Source organism: Novosphingobium mississippiense (assembly GCF_044029535.1).
GTDB lineage: Bacteria > Pseudomonadota > Alphaproteobacteria > Sphingomonadales > Sphingomonadaceae > Novosphingobium.
The window spans coordinates 2096945-2111876 of record NZ_CP147001.1 but is presented as its reverse complement, the minus strand read 5'-3'; the positions used below and the strand labels follow the sequence as shown (position 1 = coordinate 2111876).

17 protein-coding genes and 2 tRNA genes are annotated in these 14932 nt (G+C 64.2%); 14 read left to right on the top strand and 5 right to left on the bottom strand.

Annotated elements, in window-relative coordinates:
• Nucleotides 1-22: 22 nt before the first annotated feature.
• On the bottom strand, nucleotides 23-1345 hold the full coding sequence (gene aroA / locus WBP06_RS10080) for a 3-phosphoshikimate 1-carboxyvinyltransferase (protein WP_395334118.1): 1323 nt from the start codon (nucleotides 1343-1345) through the stop codon (nucleotides 23-25).
• 204 nt (nucleotides 1346-1549) lie between these two features.
• On the opposite strand from aroA, the gene WBP06_RS10075 reads away from it, so the two are divergent.
• The 5 genes from WBP06_RS10075 to rimM all read left to right on the top strand — a co-directional run bounded on the left by WBP06_RS10075 (nucleotide 1550) and on the right by rimM (nucleotide 4949).
• Nucleotides 1550-1870 carry a TIGR02300 family protein gene (locus WBP06_RS10075; protein ID WP_395327110.1) on the top strand — a complete coding sequence of 107 codons (321 nt, stop codon included), beginning with the start codon at nucleotides 1550-1552 and terminating at the stop codon, nucleotides 1868-1870.
• A 376-nt stretch (nucleotides 1871-2246) separates the two neighbouring features.
• Nucleotides 2247-2322: transfer RNA gene (locus WBP06_RS10070), tRNA-Ala, on the top strand.
• Nucleotides 2323-2522: 200 nt separating this feature from the next.
• Complete coding sequence (ffh, locus tag WBP06_RS10065) at nucleotides 2523-3962, top strand: signal recognition particle protein (protein ID WP_395327108.1); 1440 nt, start codon at nucleotides 2523-2525, stop codon at nucleotides 3960-3962.
• 30 nt (nucleotides 3963-3992) lie between these two features.
• Nucleotides 3993-4421, top strand: a complete 429-nt coding sequence (gene rpsP, locus WBP06_RS10060) for a 30S ribosomal protein S16 (RefSeq protein ID WP_086493416.1) — start codon at nucleotides 3993-3995, stop codon at nucleotides 4419-4421.
• An 18-nt stretch (nucleotides 4422-4439) separates the two neighbouring features.
• Complete coding sequence (gene rimM, locus WBP06_RS10055) at nucleotides 4440-4949, top strand: ribosome maturation factor RimM (RefSeq protein WP_395327106.1); 510 nt, start codon at nucleotides 4440-4442, stop codon at nucleotides 4947-4949.
• Between the two features lie 58 nt (nucleotides 4950-5007).
• Here the strand turns inward: rimM and WBP06_RS10050 are convergent, their stop codons facing one another.
• A complete protein-coding gene (locus WBP06_RS10050; RefSeq protein ID WP_395327104.1) occupies nucleotides 5008-5325 on the bottom strand; it encodes a hypothetical protein in 318 nt (105 codons plus the stop codon).
• Between the two features lie 101 nt (nucleotides 5326-5426).
• Between WBP06_RS10050 and WBP06_RS10045 the strand changes: the two genes are divergently transcribed.
• The 4 genes from WBP06_RS10045 (at nucleotide 5427) to WBP06_RS10030 (ending at nucleotide 8204) form a co-directional block, all read left to right on the top strand.
• Nucleotides 5427-6341 carry a LysR substrate-binding domain-containing protein gene (locus tag WBP06_RS10045; RefSeq protein ID WP_395327102.1) on the top strand — a complete coding sequence of 305 codons (915 nt, stop codon included), beginning with the start codon at nucleotides 5427-5429 and terminating at the stop codon, nucleotides 6339-6341.
• A gap of 61 nt (nucleotides 6342-6402) precedes the next feature.
• On the top strand, nucleotides 6403-7149 hold the full coding sequence (gene trmD / locus WBP06_RS10040; protein ID WP_395327101.1) for a tRNA (guanosine(37)-N1)-methyltransferase TrmD: 747 nt from the start codon (nucleotides 6403-6405) through the stop codon (nucleotides 7147-7149).
• Complete coding sequence (gene rplS, locus WBP06_RS10035) at nucleotides 7146-7514, top strand: 50S ribosomal protein L19 (RefSeq protein ID WP_395327099.1); 369 nt, start codon at nucleotides 7146-7148, stop codon at nucleotides 7512-7514. Before trmD ends, rplS begins: the two co-directional genes overlap by 4 nt.
• A 417-nt stretch (nucleotides 7515-7931) precedes the next feature.
• A complete protein-coding gene (locus WBP06_RS10030) occupies nucleotides 7932-8204 on the top strand; it encodes an HU family DNA-binding protein (RefSeq protein ID WP_395327097.1) in 273 nt (90 codons plus the stop codon).
• A 129-nt stretch (nucleotides 8205-8333) separates the two neighbouring features.
• On the opposite strand, the gene WBP06_RS10025 is transcribed toward WBP06_RS10030, so the two are convergent.
• Both WBP06_RS10025 and WBP06_RS10020 read right to left on the bottom strand, forming a co-directional pair.
• Nucleotides 8334-9170 (bottom strand): hypothetical protein, encoded by an 837-nt coding sequence (locus WBP06_RS10025; RefSeq protein ID WP_395327095.1) that lies wholly within the window; start codon nucleotides 9168-9170, stop codon nucleotides 8334-8336.
• A gap of 47 nt (nucleotides 9171-9217) precedes the next feature.
• Complete coding sequence (locus WBP06_RS10020) at nucleotides 9218-10033, bottom strand: TrmH family RNA methyltransferase (protein ID WP_395327094.1); 816 nt, start codon at nucleotides 10031-10033, stop codon at nucleotides 9218-9220.
• 173 nt (nucleotides 10034-10206) lie between these two features.
• Between WBP06_RS10020 and WBP06_RS10015 the strand changes: the two genes are divergently transcribed.
• The 3 genes from WBP06_RS10015 to WBP06_RS10005 all read left to right on the top strand — a co-directional run bounded on the left by WBP06_RS10015 (nucleotide 10207) and on the right by WBP06_RS10005 (nucleotide 12047).
• Nucleotides 10207-10292: transfer RNA gene (locus WBP06_RS10015), tRNA-Tyr, on the top strand.
• Between the two features lie 169 nt (nucleotides 10293-10461).
• Entirely contained in the window at nucleotides 10462-11211 is a 750-nt protein-coding gene (locus tag WBP06_RS10010; protein ID WP_395327093.1) for a phosphatidylserine decarboxylase, read from the top strand.
• Entirely contained in the window at nucleotides 11208-12047 is an 840-nt protein-coding gene (locus WBP06_RS10005; protein ID WP_395327091.1) for a CDP-alcohol phosphatidyltransferase family protein, read from the top strand. Before WBP06_RS10010 ends, WBP06_RS10005 begins: the two co-directional genes overlap by 4 nt.
• Here the strand turns inward: WBP06_RS10005 and WBP06_RS10000 are convergent.
• A complete protein-coding gene (locus tag WBP06_RS10000; protein ID WP_395327090.1) occupies nucleotides 11977-12249 on the bottom strand; it encodes a hypothetical protein in 273 nt (90 codons plus the stop codon). The genes WBP06_RS10005 and WBP06_RS10000 overlap by 71 nt on opposite strands.
• A gap of 749 nt (nucleotides 12250-12998) precedes the next feature.
• Here WBP06_RS10000 and rpsB point away from each other — a divergent pair.
• Together rpsB and tsf are read left to right on the top strand one after the other, a co-directional pair.
• Nucleotides 12999-13751 carry a 30S ribosomal protein S2 gene (rpsB, locus tag WBP06_RS09995; RefSeq protein WP_142632790.1) on the top strand — a complete coding sequence of 251 codons (753 nt, stop codon included), beginning with the start codon at nucleotides 12999-13001 and terminating at the stop codon, nucleotides 13749-13751.
• Between the two features lie 145 nt (nucleotides 13752-13896).
• On the top strand, nucleotides 13897-14820 hold the full coding sequence (gene tsf, locus WBP06_RS09990; protein ID WP_395327088.1) for a translation elongation factor Ts: 924 nt from the start codon (nucleotides 13897-13899) through the stop codon (nucleotides 14818-14820).
• The last annotated feature ends 112 nt before the right edge of the window (nucleotides 14821-14932 follow it).

The window sequence follows — 14932 nt, the reverse complement described above, 5'->3', positions numbered from 1 at the left end:
GCAGCCTTCCGGGAGAATGCCCTTATCCGGCGAGGCTGGCCAGCAAGTCCTCGAAATTGGGGAAGCTGGTGGCGATCGGGCGGGTATCGTCCACTTCCACGCCGCCGCTGCTGACAAGGCCGGCAATCGCCATCGACATCGCGATACGGTGATCGAGGTGGGTGGTGACCTGTGCGTCGCTGGCGGTGCCGGGCAGGGGCTTGCCGCCGGTGCCGGTGATGACCAGGCCGTCCTCGCACTCCTCGATCTGCGCGCCGGCCAGCGTCAGGGCCACGGCCATGGCGGTGAGGCGGTCCGATTCCTTCACGCGCAACTCGTCCAGCCCGCTGGTGACGGTGACGCCTGCGGCCAGCGAGGCGGCGACGAAGAGTACAGGGAATTCGTCGATCATGGCCGGGGCGATCGCGGGATCGACTTCGATGCCCTTGAGCTGGGAGTGCCTGACCAGCAGGTCGGCCACCGGCTCACCGCCGACTTCGCGCTCGTTCAGGAACTCGATCTGGCCGCCCATCTGGCGCAGCACTTCGACAAGGCCTGCGCGCGTGGGGTTGAGGCCGACATTCTCGATCACGACTTCGCTGCCCGGCGTGACGAGGGCAGCAACGATGAAGAACGCGGCCGAGGAGGGGTCGCCCGGCACGTCGATGACTTGCGGCTTCAGTTCGGCCTCACCCTTGATGGTGATCACGCGGGTGCCGTCTGCCTCCACGGTGACGTTGAGGTCGGCCCCGAAGCCCCTGAGCATGCGTTCGGAGTGGTCGCGCGTCGGCACCGGTTCGATCACGGTGGTCTCGCCGGGGGTGTTGAGGCCGGCGAGCAGGATCGCGCTCTTCACCTGGGCGGAGGCGACGGGCAGGCGGTAGGTGATCGGCACAGCGGGCGAAGCGCCGCGCACGATCAGCGGCAGGCGGCCACCTTCGCTTGCTTCAAAAGTCGCGCCTATTTCCGAGAGCGGATCGATCACGCGGCCCATCGGGCGCTTGGAGAGCGAGGCGTCGCCGGTGAAGCTGACGTTGATCGGATGGCTGGATACGAGGCCCATCAGCAGGCGCGTCGAAGTGCCGGAATTACCCATGTCGAGCGGGCCTTCGGGCTGGAGCAGGGCGCCTACGCCCACGCCGCTCACCCGCCATTCGCCGTCGCCAACACGCTCCACCGTGGCACCCATCGCGCGCATGGCGGCGGCGGTGGCCAGCACGTCCTCACCCTCCAGCAAGCCGGTCACGCGGGTTTCGCCCACTGCCAGCGCGCCCAGCATGATCGAGCGGTGGCTGATCGACTTGTCGCCCGGCACGCGGATCTTGCCCTTCAGCGGCCCGGCGGGCAGGAAACGGCGGGGGCGCATGGGGGTGGTGGTGTCGTGGCTCACGGGTGTGCTTCTCTCGATACTGGAGGGGCGCAAAATCGCGGGGCTTTTGACAGCGGGTGCGGCCTATGGCAAGGCGCGCGCCCTGATGCGACCGGTACGCTTGATTTTGCGCGCTGGGCCTCCCATCAAGACACGGAATTCACGCCCGTACCCTTCGGGCGGGCAATATGAGGACATTTCATGGCAAAGCCTGAGTGGGGCGCCAAGCACGGCTGCCCGAAATGCGGCACCCGCTTCTACGACCTGGGCAAGGATGACCCGGTCACCTGCATCGAGTGCGGCCATTCGTGGCACCCGGAACCGGTGCTGAAGTCCAAGCAGCCGATTCCCTATGAGGAAATCCAGAAGAAGGAAGTGGTCGAGACCGAGGATTCGGATCTGGCCGAAGACGATCTGGATATCGACGAGGACGGCGATTCGCCGGACAACGACGTCGATCTCGGCGGTGACGACGATCTCGGCATCGGCGGCGGCGACGACGACGGTGACCGCGACGAGTAAGTCTCGGATCGAGTTATCTGGAAAGGGCGCGGCGCTTCGGCGACCGCGCCCTTTCTTTTTGCGGCAGGCGCGTAGGGCCGCATTACTCCCGATCCCGCTCAGGCTGAGCTTGTCGAAGCCCCCCTGCGCCGTAGCGCCGGGCTTCCATCCTTCGACAAGCTCAGGATGAGTGGGGCGGGTGTCGCCATTGGATATAAGAGGGCGCTGGATTGCTTCTCCGGCCTCCATCCGAAAAATGACAGGTCCGTGAAAATTTCCTCTTGCCAGCCCGGAGAACCCAATCTAGAGGGCGGCCTCCCAAGCGGAGGCAAGTCATCAACGACTGGCCGAAACGCGGGAAGCGGATCGAACCCAGGATCGATCTGGCGAAATGATTGGGGCCTTAGCTCAGCTGGGAGAGCGCCTGCATGGCATGCAGGAGGTCAGCGGTTCGATCCCGCTAGGCTCCACCATTTCACCGAAATAGCCTTCCAAGTTCGTTCGAAGACGGTTATTTCGACATATCAGTTTCGCGGAAACGCGATACGCTGGCCGACGAGGTTTCGTCCGCCGGCGTTTTTCGCATAAGGTTTCCGTCACGCCGGTCAGCGAGGTTTCGCCCACCGGCGTTTTTGGCGTTCTGGCGGTTCATTCCGTCGATGAGGAGTTTGGCATGTTCGACAGCCTTTCGGATCGTCTTGGTGGCGTATTCGACAAGCTGCGTGGCCGCGGCGCGCTCAAGGAGCAGGACGTCCGCGATGCCATGCGCGAAGTGCGCATCGCGCTGCTCGAAGCCGATGTCGCGCTCCCCGTCGTGCGCCGCTTCGTCGATCAGGTTACCGAAAAGGCCGTCGGCCAGTCGGTCCTGAAGTCGGTCACGCCCGGCCAGCAGGTCGTCAAGATCGTCAATGACGCGCTGATCGAGATGCTGGGCGGTGAACAGACCGCCGAACTCGATCTGGAAGCGGTTCCGCCCGTCGTCATCATGATGGTCGGTCTGCAGGGTTCGGGTAAGACCACCAGCACCGCCAAGATTGCCCGCCTCCTGAAGGAGAAGCAGGGCAAGAAGGTCCTGATGGCCTCGCTGGACGTCAACCGTCCGGCCGCGCAGGAACAGCTTCGCGTTCTGGGCGAGCAGGTGGGCGTTGCCACCCTGCCGATCGTCGCCGGCCAGCAGCCGACCGAGATCGCCACCCGCGCAATGCAATCCGCCCGCCTTCAGGCCGTGGACGTGCTGCTGCTCGATACCGCCGGGCGTCTCCACGTCGACCAGCAGCTCATGGACGAGATGAAGGCGGTTGCCGCCATCGCGAATCCGCGTGAGACGCTGCTGGTGGTCGACTCGCTGACGGGTCAGGACGCGGTCAACGTCGCGCAGTCGTTCTCCGGTGAAGTCGATCTTACCGGCGTCGTGCTCACCCGTATGGACGGTGACGCGCGCGGCGGTGCGGCTCTGTCGATGCGGGCCGTCACCGGCAAGCCGATCAAGTTCGCGGGCACCGGCGAAAAGATGGAGGCCCTTGAGGTCTTCCACCCCAGCCGCGTTGCCAACCGCATCCTTGGCATGGGCGATATCGTCTCGATCGTCGAAAAGGCGGCCGAAGCGGTCAAGGTCGAGGAAGCCGAAGAACTTGCCAAGCGCATGGAGCAGGGCAAGTTCGACATGAACGACCTGCGCACCCAGCTGAAGCAGATGCAGAAGATGGGCGGTCTTGGCGCTCTGGCCGGCATGATGCCGGGCATGAAGAAGGCCAAGGCGGCGATGCAGCAGTCGGGCATGGATGACCGCGTGCTGCTGCGCATGGATGCGATCATCGGTTCGATGACGCCGAAGGAGCGCGCCAATCCCGCGCTGCTCAACGCCAAGCGCAAGATCCGCGTCGCCAACGGTTCGGGCACCAATGTCCAGGACGTCAACAAGCTGCTGAAAATGCACATGGAGATGTCCAAGGCCATGAAGCAGATCAAGAAGATGGGTGGCCTGAAGGGCCTCGCCTCGATGTTCGGCAAGGGTGGCCTCGACGCCGCCATGCCCGGATTGGGCGGCGGTCTTGGAGGTGGCGGTATGCCCGGCCTCGGCGGCCCCGATCTCAGCAAGTTTCTGAAGAAGTAATTTTTGAAGATTTGAAGGAAAGGTAGAGCAATGTCCGTTTCGATCCGTCTGTCGCGCGGTGGCGCGAAGAAGCGTCCTTACTACAAGATCGTCGTCTCCAACTCGCGCGCTCCGCGCGACGGCAAGTATCTTGAGCAGGTCGGCACCTACAACCCGATCCTCGCCAAGGACGACGAAAACCGCGTCCGTCTGGTCGAAGACCGCGTGCGTTACTGGCTCGGCGTTGGCGCCCAGCCGACCGACCGCGTTGCCCGCCTGCTCGACAAGGCCGGCATCAAGGAGCGCGCCGCTACCGTGAACGCCAAGAAGGGCGAGCCGGGCCAGAAGGCCAAGGACCGCGCTGAGGAAAAGGCCGAGAAGCTGCGTGAAGCTGAAGAAGCTGCCGCCGCTGCTGCTGCCGCTCCGGCCGCTGAAGAAGCTCCGGCTGAAGCAGCTGCTGAGGAATCGACCGAAGCCTAAGCTTCAGGTTCGATCCAGATGGCTGGTCAAGACCGCCCCGTCACGCTTGCTGCCGTTACCGGCGCGCACGGCGTGACGGGCGAGGTTCGCCTCAAGCTGTTCGGTGAAGGCGTGGCGGCGCTCCAGCGCTACCGCGCCTTCAACGATTCCACGCTGACGCTCGCCAAGCTGCGCGATGACGGCAAGGGCGGTGCGATTGCGCGTTTCGAGGAAGTGCCGGATCGTACGGCTGCCGAGAAACTGCGCGGCACCGCGCTGACCGTTCCGCGCTCGGCGATGCCGGAACTGGCGGAGGGCGAGTATTATCACGCCGATCTGCTGGGCCTGCGCGTCGTGTCCGACGCGGGCGACGAACTCGGCACCTGCATCGGGGTCGAGAATTTCGGCGCCGGTGACGTGATCGAGATCGAGCGCCCGGTGGGCGAGGATGGCAAACGGCGCCGGTTCATGGTGCCGATGACTCCTGCCGCCGTTCCCGAGTGGGGCGCCGAACGCATTGTCGTGAACGCCGCCTTCGCGGAAGAATAAAGGAAAGGCCGCCCTTCGGGGCGGCCTTTCTGCTTTTGGGGTTCTCCTGATCCGGTTTTCAGGCAAGTGCCGCCCGGACGCAGATTTCGTTGGCTTGCTGTGGGCAGTCCAGCGCGGTGACGAGCGGCGCCACCATGGCCAGCGTCGATCCTGCCAGAACGCCGGCGATGATGCCGATCCCCGTCAGCCGCGCCCGGCGGGCCAGCGGGCATTCCTGCCGGCCCACCTGGTTGTCCTTATCACCCGGATCGCTGTGGCGGCCGCCGCGCAGGCCACTGCCGATGGCCTTGAGCAGCTTGCGGGCGAGGTGGTCGAAATCTTCGGAAAACCGGTCATGTCCGGCATTCCACTGCTGCATGAAGTGTTGATCCTGCATAATCCGGTTCCTCTATCGGGTGACTGGAATGTGCTTGATCGAACGCCATTTCGCCAACAAAGCCTCTGGCACAGGTCATAAGGCTGCCTTATCATCACGGGATGGATCGCCTGCCACCCCTGACCGCCATTCGCGCCTTCGAGGCCGCCGGCCGCCACGAAAACTTCTCGCGCGCGGCGGAGGAGCTGGGGATGACCCAGGCGGCGGTTTCCTACCAGATCCGCCAGTTGGAAGACCGCGTGGGCAAGCCGCTGTTCGTGCGGGAGAAGGGCAGGGTGCGCCTTTCCGATGTCGGGCGCCGGCTGCTGCCGGCCCTGACCGGCGCCTTCGCAGCGATGACCGATGCCTTCGCGGCGGTGTGGAGCGAGGACGAGGACGTGCTGTCGCTCAATGCCTCGGTCTCCATCGGGGCGACTTGGCTGAGCGAGCGGATCGGCCGCTTCCAGTTGCGCCATCCCGATCTGGCGGTGCGCATGTCGCTGACCAACGAAGTCGTCGATCTGGCGACCTCGCCCTACGATGCGGCGATCCGCGTCGGCTACGGCAAGTGGGAGGGATTGCGCGCCGAATTCCTGTTCCGCCAGCACTTCTCCCCGATCTGCGCGCCGGCGTTCCTCGAAAACAATCGCATCGAAAAGCCGGAGGATCTGATGTCGGTGGAGCGCTTCGCGCCGAACGATCCCTGGTGGGCAGGCTGGTTTGCCGCGGCCGGGATCGGCACGCCGCCACCGCCGCGCACCGGCATCGTGTTCGACAACCAGCTTCAGGAGGGCACCGCGATGCGCCAGGGCTTCGGTATCGCGCTGATGTCCCCATTGTTCTGGCGTGCCGATCTGGAAGCGGGGCGCCTCGTCCAGCCTTTCGATACGCTCTACTACCCCGGCCCGGCGCAATGGCTGATCCATTCGGAAAGCCGGGTGGGGGTGCGCAAGATCGAACGCTTGCGCGAATGGCTGCGCGAGGAGATCGTCGCCGACCGTGGTTTCCTGCCCGCAGGGATATGGCAGCCGCTCTGAACGGCGCGAATCCGGCGCTTTCCTCTTGCCGCCACCGCCGAATTGGGCTTTGCGCGGGGGCATGACTTTCAACGCCACCGTCCTCACCCTCTATCCGGAAATGTTCCCCGGCACGCTTGGCATCAGCCTGGCGGGCAGGGCACTGGCGGAAGGGAAGTGGGTCATGAACCCGGTCCACATCCGCGACTTCACGACCGACAAGCACCGCACCGTGGACGATACGCCCGCCGGCGGCGGCGCCGGCATGGTGCTGAAGGTGGACGTGCTGGCTGCCGCGATCGACCATGCGCGATCGATCAATCCCGACGCGCCGATCATTGCGATGACCCCCCGTGGCAAGCCGATCTCCCAGGCGCGGGTGCGCGAACTGGCGGACGGCCCGGGCGTCACCGTGCTGTGCGGCCGCTTCGAAGGTTTCGACGAACGGATCTTCGAAGGGCGCGACGTGGAGGAGATGTCGGTCGGCGATGCGGTGCTTTCGGGCGGCGAACCCGCAGCAATCCTGCTGTTAGACGCTTGCATTCGGCTGCTTCCCGGCGTAATGGGCGCGGCTTCCAGCGGGACCGAGGAATCGTTCGAGGACGGTCTTCTCGAATACCCGCAATTTACCCGACCTACCGAGTGGGAAGGGCGCACGATCCCTGAAGTGCTGCGATCGGGGGATCATGCGAAGATCGCCGCCTGGCGGAAACAAAAGGCGGAGGAAGATACACGGTCACGCAGGCCGGACCTTTGGGAACGTCGCAGTGACGTTCGGGGCCAGTCTGCCTCTGGTGCGCGGCGCAAAAACGAGGACTTAGGTTCATGAACCTGATTCAGCAGATCGAGGCCGAGGAAATTGCCAAGGCCGCCAAGGATATCCCGACCTTCCGTCCGGGCGACAGCGTCCGCGTCGGCGTGAAGGTGGTTGAAGGCACCCGTACCCGCGTCCAGGCTTACGAGGGCGTGTGCATCGCGCGCTCGAACCGTGGCATGGGTTCGAACTTCACCGTCCGCAAGATGAGCTTCGGTGAAGGCGTGGAGCGCGTATTCCCGCTCTATTCGCCCAACATCGATTCGATCACCGTTGTCCGCCGCGGCGTCGTGCGTCGTGCGAAGCTGTACTACCTGCGTGGTCGTACCGGCAAGCGCGCCCGCATCGCCGAGCGTCGCGTCAACGACGTCAAGGCGTAAGCTTTGGCCGATCGCTCCGCCTGCAAAGGCGGAGCAGCCAGAAAGGCGGTTCGATATTTCGAGCCGCCTTTTTTGTGCCTGCGCGCAATTTGACTGTACCCATCCGGAAAATTCAGCCCTCTGATTTCATGAGGCGAATCAGCGAAGGCAGGGGGCGGAGTGCCAGGGAATCGCGGGCGGAAGGCCGCGCGGGCGCGGCAGTTCGGGCCATGGACCGGCCCTGCCGGAGCCTTCTTCGCATCGCAATTGTCGAAAACGTCATCTGAGTGGCGGAAAAACACGATAAACTGCGCATTTCTGCCTTGTTTAGGCTTTGACAGCGTCGGGAAAAACCGCTCAATTCCGTGCCGCTCAGAGGCGAAATCTATTTTATCCCATTACATCCTGTTTCCACTGAAAGGTTAGGGGGTACCCATAATGAACAAGAACGATCTCATCGGCGCGGTCGCAGACTCGAGCGGCCTGACCCGCAGCGACGCCACCAAGGCAGTGGAAAGCGTTTTCGACGCCATCTCGGGCGCGCTGAAGAAGGGCGACGAAGTTCGCCTGGTCGGCTTCGGCACCTTCTCGGTTGCCAAGCGCAAGGCTTCGACCGGTCGCAACCCGCGCACCGGCGAACCGATGGAAATCAAGGCTTCGGCTCAGCCGAAGTTCAAGGCCGGCAAGGGCCTCAAGGACGCTGTCAACTAAGCAGCGCTCCGGCAGCCTGTCACGCCTCGCAGGCTGAAGTAATTACGCCGCGCCAACCACAAGGTTGGCGCGGCGTTTTTGCATCTGGAAAAGGAAGGGGCGCTGGATGGCTGTCCCCTCGGCCGGGGATCAGCGCTTCAGCCTGATCAGCGCCGTCGGCGCTGCCGGAGTGCGGGCATTGACGGCCCAGTTCAGCACCCGGCCGCCGGGGCCGTTCTGCGGGCCCTCGTCGGTATTGTTGGCCAGGATCTCGCCATCGGTGGTGACGGCGAAAGTGCCGTCCGCTTCTGCGGTATTGTCGGCATCGGCAGTATCGCTGCCGCTCCCCATCCCGGACAGCAGCGATCCCATCATGTTGCCCGATCCCTTCGACGGGCCGAATGCGGGGGCATCCACCCGTACGCTGCCATCCTGCCGCAGGGAGAGCTGTACGAAGGCATTGGCCATTGGGAAGCCTTCGATGGTGGGGAACGCGAAATCGTGGTCCAGCTTGCCCTGGAGCGCGAATTCCACGTCGAAGCGGCCGTCACCCTTGTAGACCGCCTTGTTCCAACCGACCTGACGGCGCAGCTTGGCCGCCACTTCCTCGCCCGCGCGGGGATCGCTGGGATCGATCCCGCCCAGCAGGGCCTTGGCCGTCTCCGCATCGGTTTTCGCCTTTTCCGCGCGCGACGCCTCCCACGACTTCTTTTGATCGGCGAGTTCGTCCTTGGTGCAGGGGCGCTCGTCATAGTTGTCGTCGTGGCAGGCGTCGGGCTCGAATGCGGCTTCCTTGGCCTTTTGCAGGGGGATCATCACGATCTCGCCCGTATAGGCGAAGCGGAAGCTGCGATCGTTCCGGAGGTCGAGTCGCGAGGTGAACTTGCCGGGCACGAAGATGCAGGCCGCCGCCAGCATCGCCAGCGCAGCCACCGCCAGGCCTGCGAGCAGGCGCTGCTGTGGGCGGCGCCGTTCGGTCGAAGTCATGGTATCCCCCTGTTGTAGATGATGTCTTGCCGTTGCCGGCCTCCCAATCAGGAGGCCGGGCGGGTGGCCACCGCGTAGAGCGAGATGGCCGCGGCGTTCGAGACGTTCAGGCTTTCCATGGCCTCGCTGATCGGCAGCTTCGCGATCGCGTCGCAGTGCTGGACGATGTTGTGGCGCATGCCGTCACCCTCTGCGCCCAGTACCAGCGCAACCGGGCCGGCGGGCAGGGCGTCGCCCAGCGTGGCGGTCGCCGCGCCGTCGAGGCCGATTCGCCAGTAACCCGCCTCGGCAATCTCCTCTAGCGCGCGGGCCAGGTTCACCACGCGGATCCAGGGAAGGATTTCAAGCGCGCCCGAGGCGCTTTTTGCCAGCGTGCCCGATTCGGGCGGGGCGTGCCGGTCCTGGGTGACGATGGCGCAGGCATTGAAGGCGACGGCCGACCGCATGATGGCGCCGACATTGTGCGGATCGGTAACCTGATCCAGCACCACGACCGGGCGAGTAGGATCGCCGTCGAGAACGTCGTCGATAAAAATATCGTCGAGCGGTTCGCATTCGAGAACGAGGCCCTGATGCGGCGCATCCCGCGCAACGAGTTGGGCCAGATCCGCAGGCTGCGCCCATTCCACCGGGAAATCCGACGGAAGTTCGCCGTCGAGAGATTCGACTCCCTCGCGAGTTGCCCACAGCTTTCTATGTTTGCGATCGGGGTTTTTCAGGGCTGCTTCCACCGCGTGGCGGCCCCAAAGGCGCACCATTCCCGTGCTTGCACGACCGCTGCCGCGCCCGTTCTTCATACGGCCGGCGCGCCCGCGCAGCGCCTTTCCGGGCTTTCCGCCGTCCCGGTCGCTACGATTGCTCATGAAAAATATCCTTTTCGAAAAAACTGTGCCGCTCCTGCCAGTACCCCCATTGACAGGCAAGGCCAGGTTCTACATAGGCGCCCTCCTCGGCAGCGAGGCACTGGAAACGGCGCTTCGAAACACTGCGGGTTCCTCTCCTTCGGGTCAGGTTTTCCGCCGCCAGCAACTGGTGTGGACAGGTGGCCGAGTGGTTAAAGGCAGCAGACTGTAAATCTGCCCGTGCAAGCGTACGCTGGTTCGAATCCAGCCCTGTCCACCACCAGCCTCCTCGATGAGAGCTTTCCCTTCGGGGATCCCCAAAATCGATAATGATCGGGTCGAACTCCTTGAGAGTGCGGCATCATCCACATGTGGGTTGTGCGCAGGCCGGGAACGGATTGCGGGCTCCCGGCATTGCGGGAGCGGTGCTCTGTCATTAGAGGAAGGCGATGCCCGGAGACATTCTTGATAATCAGGGGCGCGGTGAAGCGTCCTGGAACTGGCCCTCGATTCATCCCGAGGGTCGCAAGTTCGGCGCCATCGCCGGCGTAGTCGCGCTTGTCGCATGGTTGCTGGTCGGCCCGTGGGTCGGTTGGCCGCTTGCGGTACTGACGCTCTGCGTGCTGGCCTTCTTCCGCGATCCCGTGCGCGTGACCCCGCAGGACGACCGTTTCGTGGTCGCCCCGGCTGACGGTCTTGTCACGCTGATCGGCAAGGTGGCGCCGCCGCGCGAACTGACGGTGGAAGACGGCAGCGGCTCGCAGCCGATGTCGACCGAGCCGGTGACGCGTATCTCGATCTTCATGAGCGTGTTCGACGTGCACATCAATCGCGCGCCGATCGGTGGCACCGTGCGCCGGGTGATCTACATCCCCGGCAAGTTCATGAACGCCGACCTCGACAAGGCGAGCGAAGAGAACGAGCGCCAGCATATCCTGATCGAGCGTGGCGACGGCCAGCGCATCTGCTTCACGCAGATTGCCGGCCTTGTCGCGCGCCGCATCGTGCCGTTCGTGAAGCCGGGCGACATCATCGCCGCCGGCCAGCGCATCGGCCTGATCCGCTTCGGCAGCCGTGTCGATGTCTACCTGCCTGCTGGCACCGAACCCAAGGTACTGATGGGCCAGCGTATCGTCGCCGGTGAAACCGTGCTCGCCGAAATCGGCGCGGCTCCGGTGATCGAGGGCATTTCGCAGTGATCGACGAGTCCGGCGACCTCAGGATGGCCCGGTTGCAACGCCGCAGCCGCCTTGGCGCCGGGCTTTCGGTGCGGGCATTCGTACCCAATGCGATTACCGCCGCCGCGCTGTGTTCCGGCCTGACCGGCATTCGCTTCGCGATCGGCAATGATTATGAGCGGGCGGTCTACGCTGTTATCCTGGCGGGCGTGCTCGACGGGATCGACGGCCGCGCGGCGCGCATGCTGAAGGCGCAGACGCGGTTCGGTGCCGAACTGGACAGTCTGGCCGATTCTATATCGTTCGGCGTTGCGCCGGCGCTGATCGTCTATCTCTGGTCGCTGCATCAGCTTCCCAGCCTTGGCTGGATCGCCGCGCTGGCTTTCGCGATCTGCTGTGTATTGCGGCTTGCCCGCTTTAATTCGCGGATGGACATGCTGGACCAGCCGCACAAGCAGGCCGGCTTCCTGACCGGCGTTCCCGCTCCACTTGGCGCGGGGCTTGGTTTCCTGCCGCTCTATCTGTGGATCGCCAGTCGCGAGCCCATCTTTGCCAACCCGGTTCTGGTTGGCGTGTGGATGGTGCTGATGGCGTTCCTGATGATTTCCAACTTGCCCACGCTCAGCTGGTCGCGGATGCGGCCACCGGCAAGCTTGCGCCTTGTCGTCATTGCCCTGATCGGCATGACTGTCGCGGCGCTGTGGCTTGAACCGTGGTGGACGCTGGCCGTGATCACCATCGTCTATCTGGCACTGATCCCCATCGGCATCTCGGCCTATCTGAAGGTCAGGCGGCGAGTTCCCCGCACGGCCAGTCCAGCCCCGGACGCTGCACCGTCTGCGCACGGCGACGCGTAACGCGATCGCGGCGCAGGGTGCCGAGCGCCGGCACCGTCACGCGTTCCACCATGGCCCAATGAATCGTCAGTGTTTCCGGGCATGCGGCGAGCCGGGCCGGAATTGCGAGCGCGCTGTGCCCATAGCGGCGAAGCGTCGCCATGATCGCCAGTGCCGAGGCCAGCGCGGTGAGGGCGAAGAGGCAGGCAGCAAATGCAGTCATGATCAATCCTTTCGAGCCGTCGACGCCGATGTGGCGGGAGTCCCGGCTTGTGGAAAACCGACTCTTGTTCTATCAATGTTCCGTCTGGGCATTTGTTCTCTTTTTGTTCGATCCATGTCAAGACGAAAATGCCGCGCCGCTAAGCGACTGGAAGCACGCTGCTTTTTAGGAGGCAGCGGGCGTCATCCGGCAGGGGCGGCAAAAATTGACCAATACTGTTTCCAAATGGGACAGTATTCCGCCACGGCGCCCTAACATGGGGCATCCTCGTTTTCGCGACATGGATCTGGGTTCGCTCGCATCCTTTGGATGATCCGATCCCCTGTGTTCTTTCCTCGAATGTGTTCTCTCCTCGCAATCGCGTGTGGCCGCGGTGAAGCGGCACGCGGGCAGGGCGCCACTTCTGGCGGCTGGCGCCTTTTTGGACTTTTCGGGTTTCTCACGGCGCGCTGGGGCCATGTGGGTGTCTCTGTGGAAAAGCTGTGAGCAGCCTGTGGTTTCGCGGGCATAACCACGGTGCGGCAGTCCGTTTGCCGGCTGCGTTCGCCCGCTGCGTGCGGGCTGCGATGCGATTGGGGCTGGATTTCACAGACGAACGGGACTAAGGGCGGCCCCGCTCGGAGCAGGGATCGAATTCGCGGTCTCTCGCGATTCGGGCAATCCACATGGGAAGCGCACATACCGGTGCTCTGGCGGGATCTCCGCCTGGTTCCAGCTTCCCAGAGGTTCAAACCGGAAGGAATTACCTTATGGCGGCACCTGTCGTCACCATGCAGCAGCTGATCGAAGCTGGCGCCCACTTCGGCCACCAGACCCACCGCTGGAACCCGCGCATGAAGCCGTACATCTTCGGCGCGCGCAACGGCATCCACATCATCGACCTTTCGCAGACCGTGCCGCTCTTCGCGCGCGCTCTCGAATTCGTGCAGGCCACTGTGCAGGCCGGTGGCAAGGTGCTGTTCGTCGGCACCAAGCGCCAGGCTCAGGAGCCGATCGCTCAGGCCGCCCGCGCTTGCGGTCAGCACTACGTCAACCACCGCTGGCTGGGCGGCATGCTCACCAACTGGAAGACCATCTCGGGTTCGATCAAGCGCTTCAAGGCTCTTGAAGAACAGCTTTCGGGTGACACCGCCGGTCTCACCAAGAAGGAAGTCCTTCAGCTGACCCGCGAGCGTGACAAGCTTGAGCTGTCGCTCGGCGGTATCCGCGACATGGGCGGCATCCCGGACGTGATGTTCGTGATCGACGCCAACAAGGAAGCGCTGGCGATCAAGGAAGCCAACGTCCTTGGCATCCCCGTCATCGCCGTGCTCGACACCAACGTCGACCCGAACGGCATCGCGTTCCCGATCCCGGGCAACGACGACGCCAGCCGCGCCGTGCGCCTGTACTGCGACGCGATCGCCCAGGCTGCCACCAAGGGCGGTCGTGACGCGCTCGTCCAGAGCGGTGCCGACATCGGCGCCATGGACGTGCCGGTCGAGGAAGCAGTCGAGGCCTGATAGGTCCGGCGACGACTTTTTCGTCATGGAATTGTCGCGCGCCGGGTCCAATGGGCCTGGCGCGCGTTCATTTTTGGGCCGCTGTGCGACCCTGGTAATTTAAAGGCCGTGATGCACGGTCCCACCAAACAAGAGGATTTGAGCGATGGCTTACACCGCCGCTGACGTGAAGAACCTGCGCGAGCGCACTGGCGCCGGCATGATGGACTGCAAGAAGGCCCTGGACGAAACCGGTGGCGATCTCGAAGCCGCCGTCGACGCGCTGCGCGCTCGCGGCCTGGCCGCTGCCGCCAAGAAGTCCAGCCGTACGGCTGCTGAAGGTCTGGTCGGCGTTGCCGTTACCGGCACCAAGGGCGTTGCCGTCGAAGTGAACTCGGAAACGGACTTCGTTGCGAAGAACGACCAGTTCCAGGACTTCGTCCGCAAGACCACCGAAGTCGCTCTCGGCGTTGCCGGCGACGACGTGGAAGCCCTCAAGGCTGCTGCCTATCCGGGCGGCGGCACCGTTGGCGACGCGCTGACCAACAACGTTGCGACCATCGGCGAGAACCAGCAGGTTCGCCGCATGAAGACCGTCGAAGTCGCTCAGGGCCTCGTCGTTCCCTACATGCACAACGCCGCTGCGCCGAACCTCGGCAAGATCGGCGTGCTCGTCGCTCTGGAATCGGAAGCTTCGGCTGACGTTCTCGAAGCGCTTGGCAAGCAGATCGCGATGCACATCGCCGCTGCCTTCCCGCTGGCCCTCAACGCCGAAGACCTCGACGCCGACCTGATCGCTCGCGAGCGCAAGATCGCCGAGGAAAAGGCCGCCGAATCGGGCAAGCCGGAAGCCGTGCAGGCCAAGATGGTCGATGGCGCGATCGCCAAGTACGCCAAGGAAAACGCGCTGCTCTCGCAGGTCTTCGTCATGGACAACAAGACCCCGATCCAGCAGGTCGTCGACCAGGCCGGCAAGGAAGCCGGTGCCAAGATCGTTCTGAAGGACTACGTCCGCTTCCAGCTCGGCGAAGGCATCGAGAAGGAAGTCACCGACTTCGCAGCCGAAGTGGCCGCTGCTGTCGCTGGCTGATCTTCGGGCTGATCCTTCACGGGATACCGAACAGTAAAAGGGTCGGGGAGCCTAGGCTTCCCGGCCCTTTTCGTGTCTTCTAGCCCTCGGCCGCAGTGGAACTGGTAGACAG

Coding starts and splice junctions, on each gene's coding strand:
- WBP06_RS10045 (WP_395327102.1), top strand. CDS start 5,427: ATGGATCGCCTGCCACCCCTGACCGCCATTCGCGCCTTCGAGGCCGCC.
- WBP06_RS10025 (WP_395327095.1), bottom strand. CDS start 9,170: ATGACTTCGACCGAACGGCGCCGCCCACAGCAGCGCCTGCTCGCAGGC.
- ffh (WP_395327108.1), top strand. CDS start 2,523: ATGTTCGACAGCCTTTCGGATCGTCTTGGTGGCGTATTCGACAAGCTG.
- tsf (WP_395327088.1), top strand. CDS start 13,897: ATGGCTTACACCGCCGCTGACGTGAAGAACCTGCGCGAGCGCACTGGC.
- rpsB (WP_142632790.1), top strand. CDS start 12,999: ATGGCGGCACCTGTCGTCACCATGCAGCAGCTGATCGAAGCTGGCGCC.
- WBP06_RS10020 (WP_395327094.1), bottom strand. CDS start 10,033: ATGAGCAATCGTAGCGACCGGGACGGCGGAAAGCCCGGAAAGGCGCTG.
- WBP06_RS10010 (WP_395327093.1), top strand. CDS start 10,462: ATGCCCGGAGACATTCTTGATAATCAGGGGCGCGGTGAAGCGTCCTGG.
- rplS (WP_395327099.1), top strand. CDS start 7,146: ATGAACCTGATTCAGCAGATCGAGGCCGAGGAAATTGCCAAGGCCGCC.
- rpsP (WP_086493416.1), top strand. CDS start 3,993: ATGTCCGTTTCGATCCGTCTGTCGCGCGGTGGCGCGAAGAAGCGTCCT.
- WBP06_RS10050 (WP_395327104.1), bottom strand. CDS start 5,325: ATGCAGGATCAACACTTCATGCAGCAGTGGAATGCCGGACATGACCGG.
- WBP06_RS10030 (WP_395327097.1), top strand. CDS start 7,932: ATGAACAAGAACGATCTCATCGGCGCGGTCGCAGACTCGAGCGGCCTG.
- trmD (WP_395327101.1), top strand. CDS start 6,403: ATGACTTTCAACGCCACCGTCCTCACCCTCTATCCGGAAATGTTCCCC.
- aroA (WP_395334118.1), bottom strand. CDS start 1,345: ATGCGCCCCCGCCGTTTCCTGCCCGCCGGGCCGCTGAAGGGCAAGATC.
- WBP06_RS10075 (WP_395327110.1), top strand. CDS start 1,550: ATGGCAAAGCCTGAGTGGGGCGCCAAGCACGGCTGCCCGAAATGCGGC.
- rimM (WP_395327106.1), top strand. CDS start 4,440: ATGGCTGGTCAAGACCGCCCCGTCACGCTTGCTGCCGTTACCGGCGCG.
- WBP06_RS10000 (WP_395327090.1), bottom strand. CDS start 12,249: ATGACTGCATTTGCTGCCTGCCTCTTCGCCCTCACCGCGCTGGCCTCG.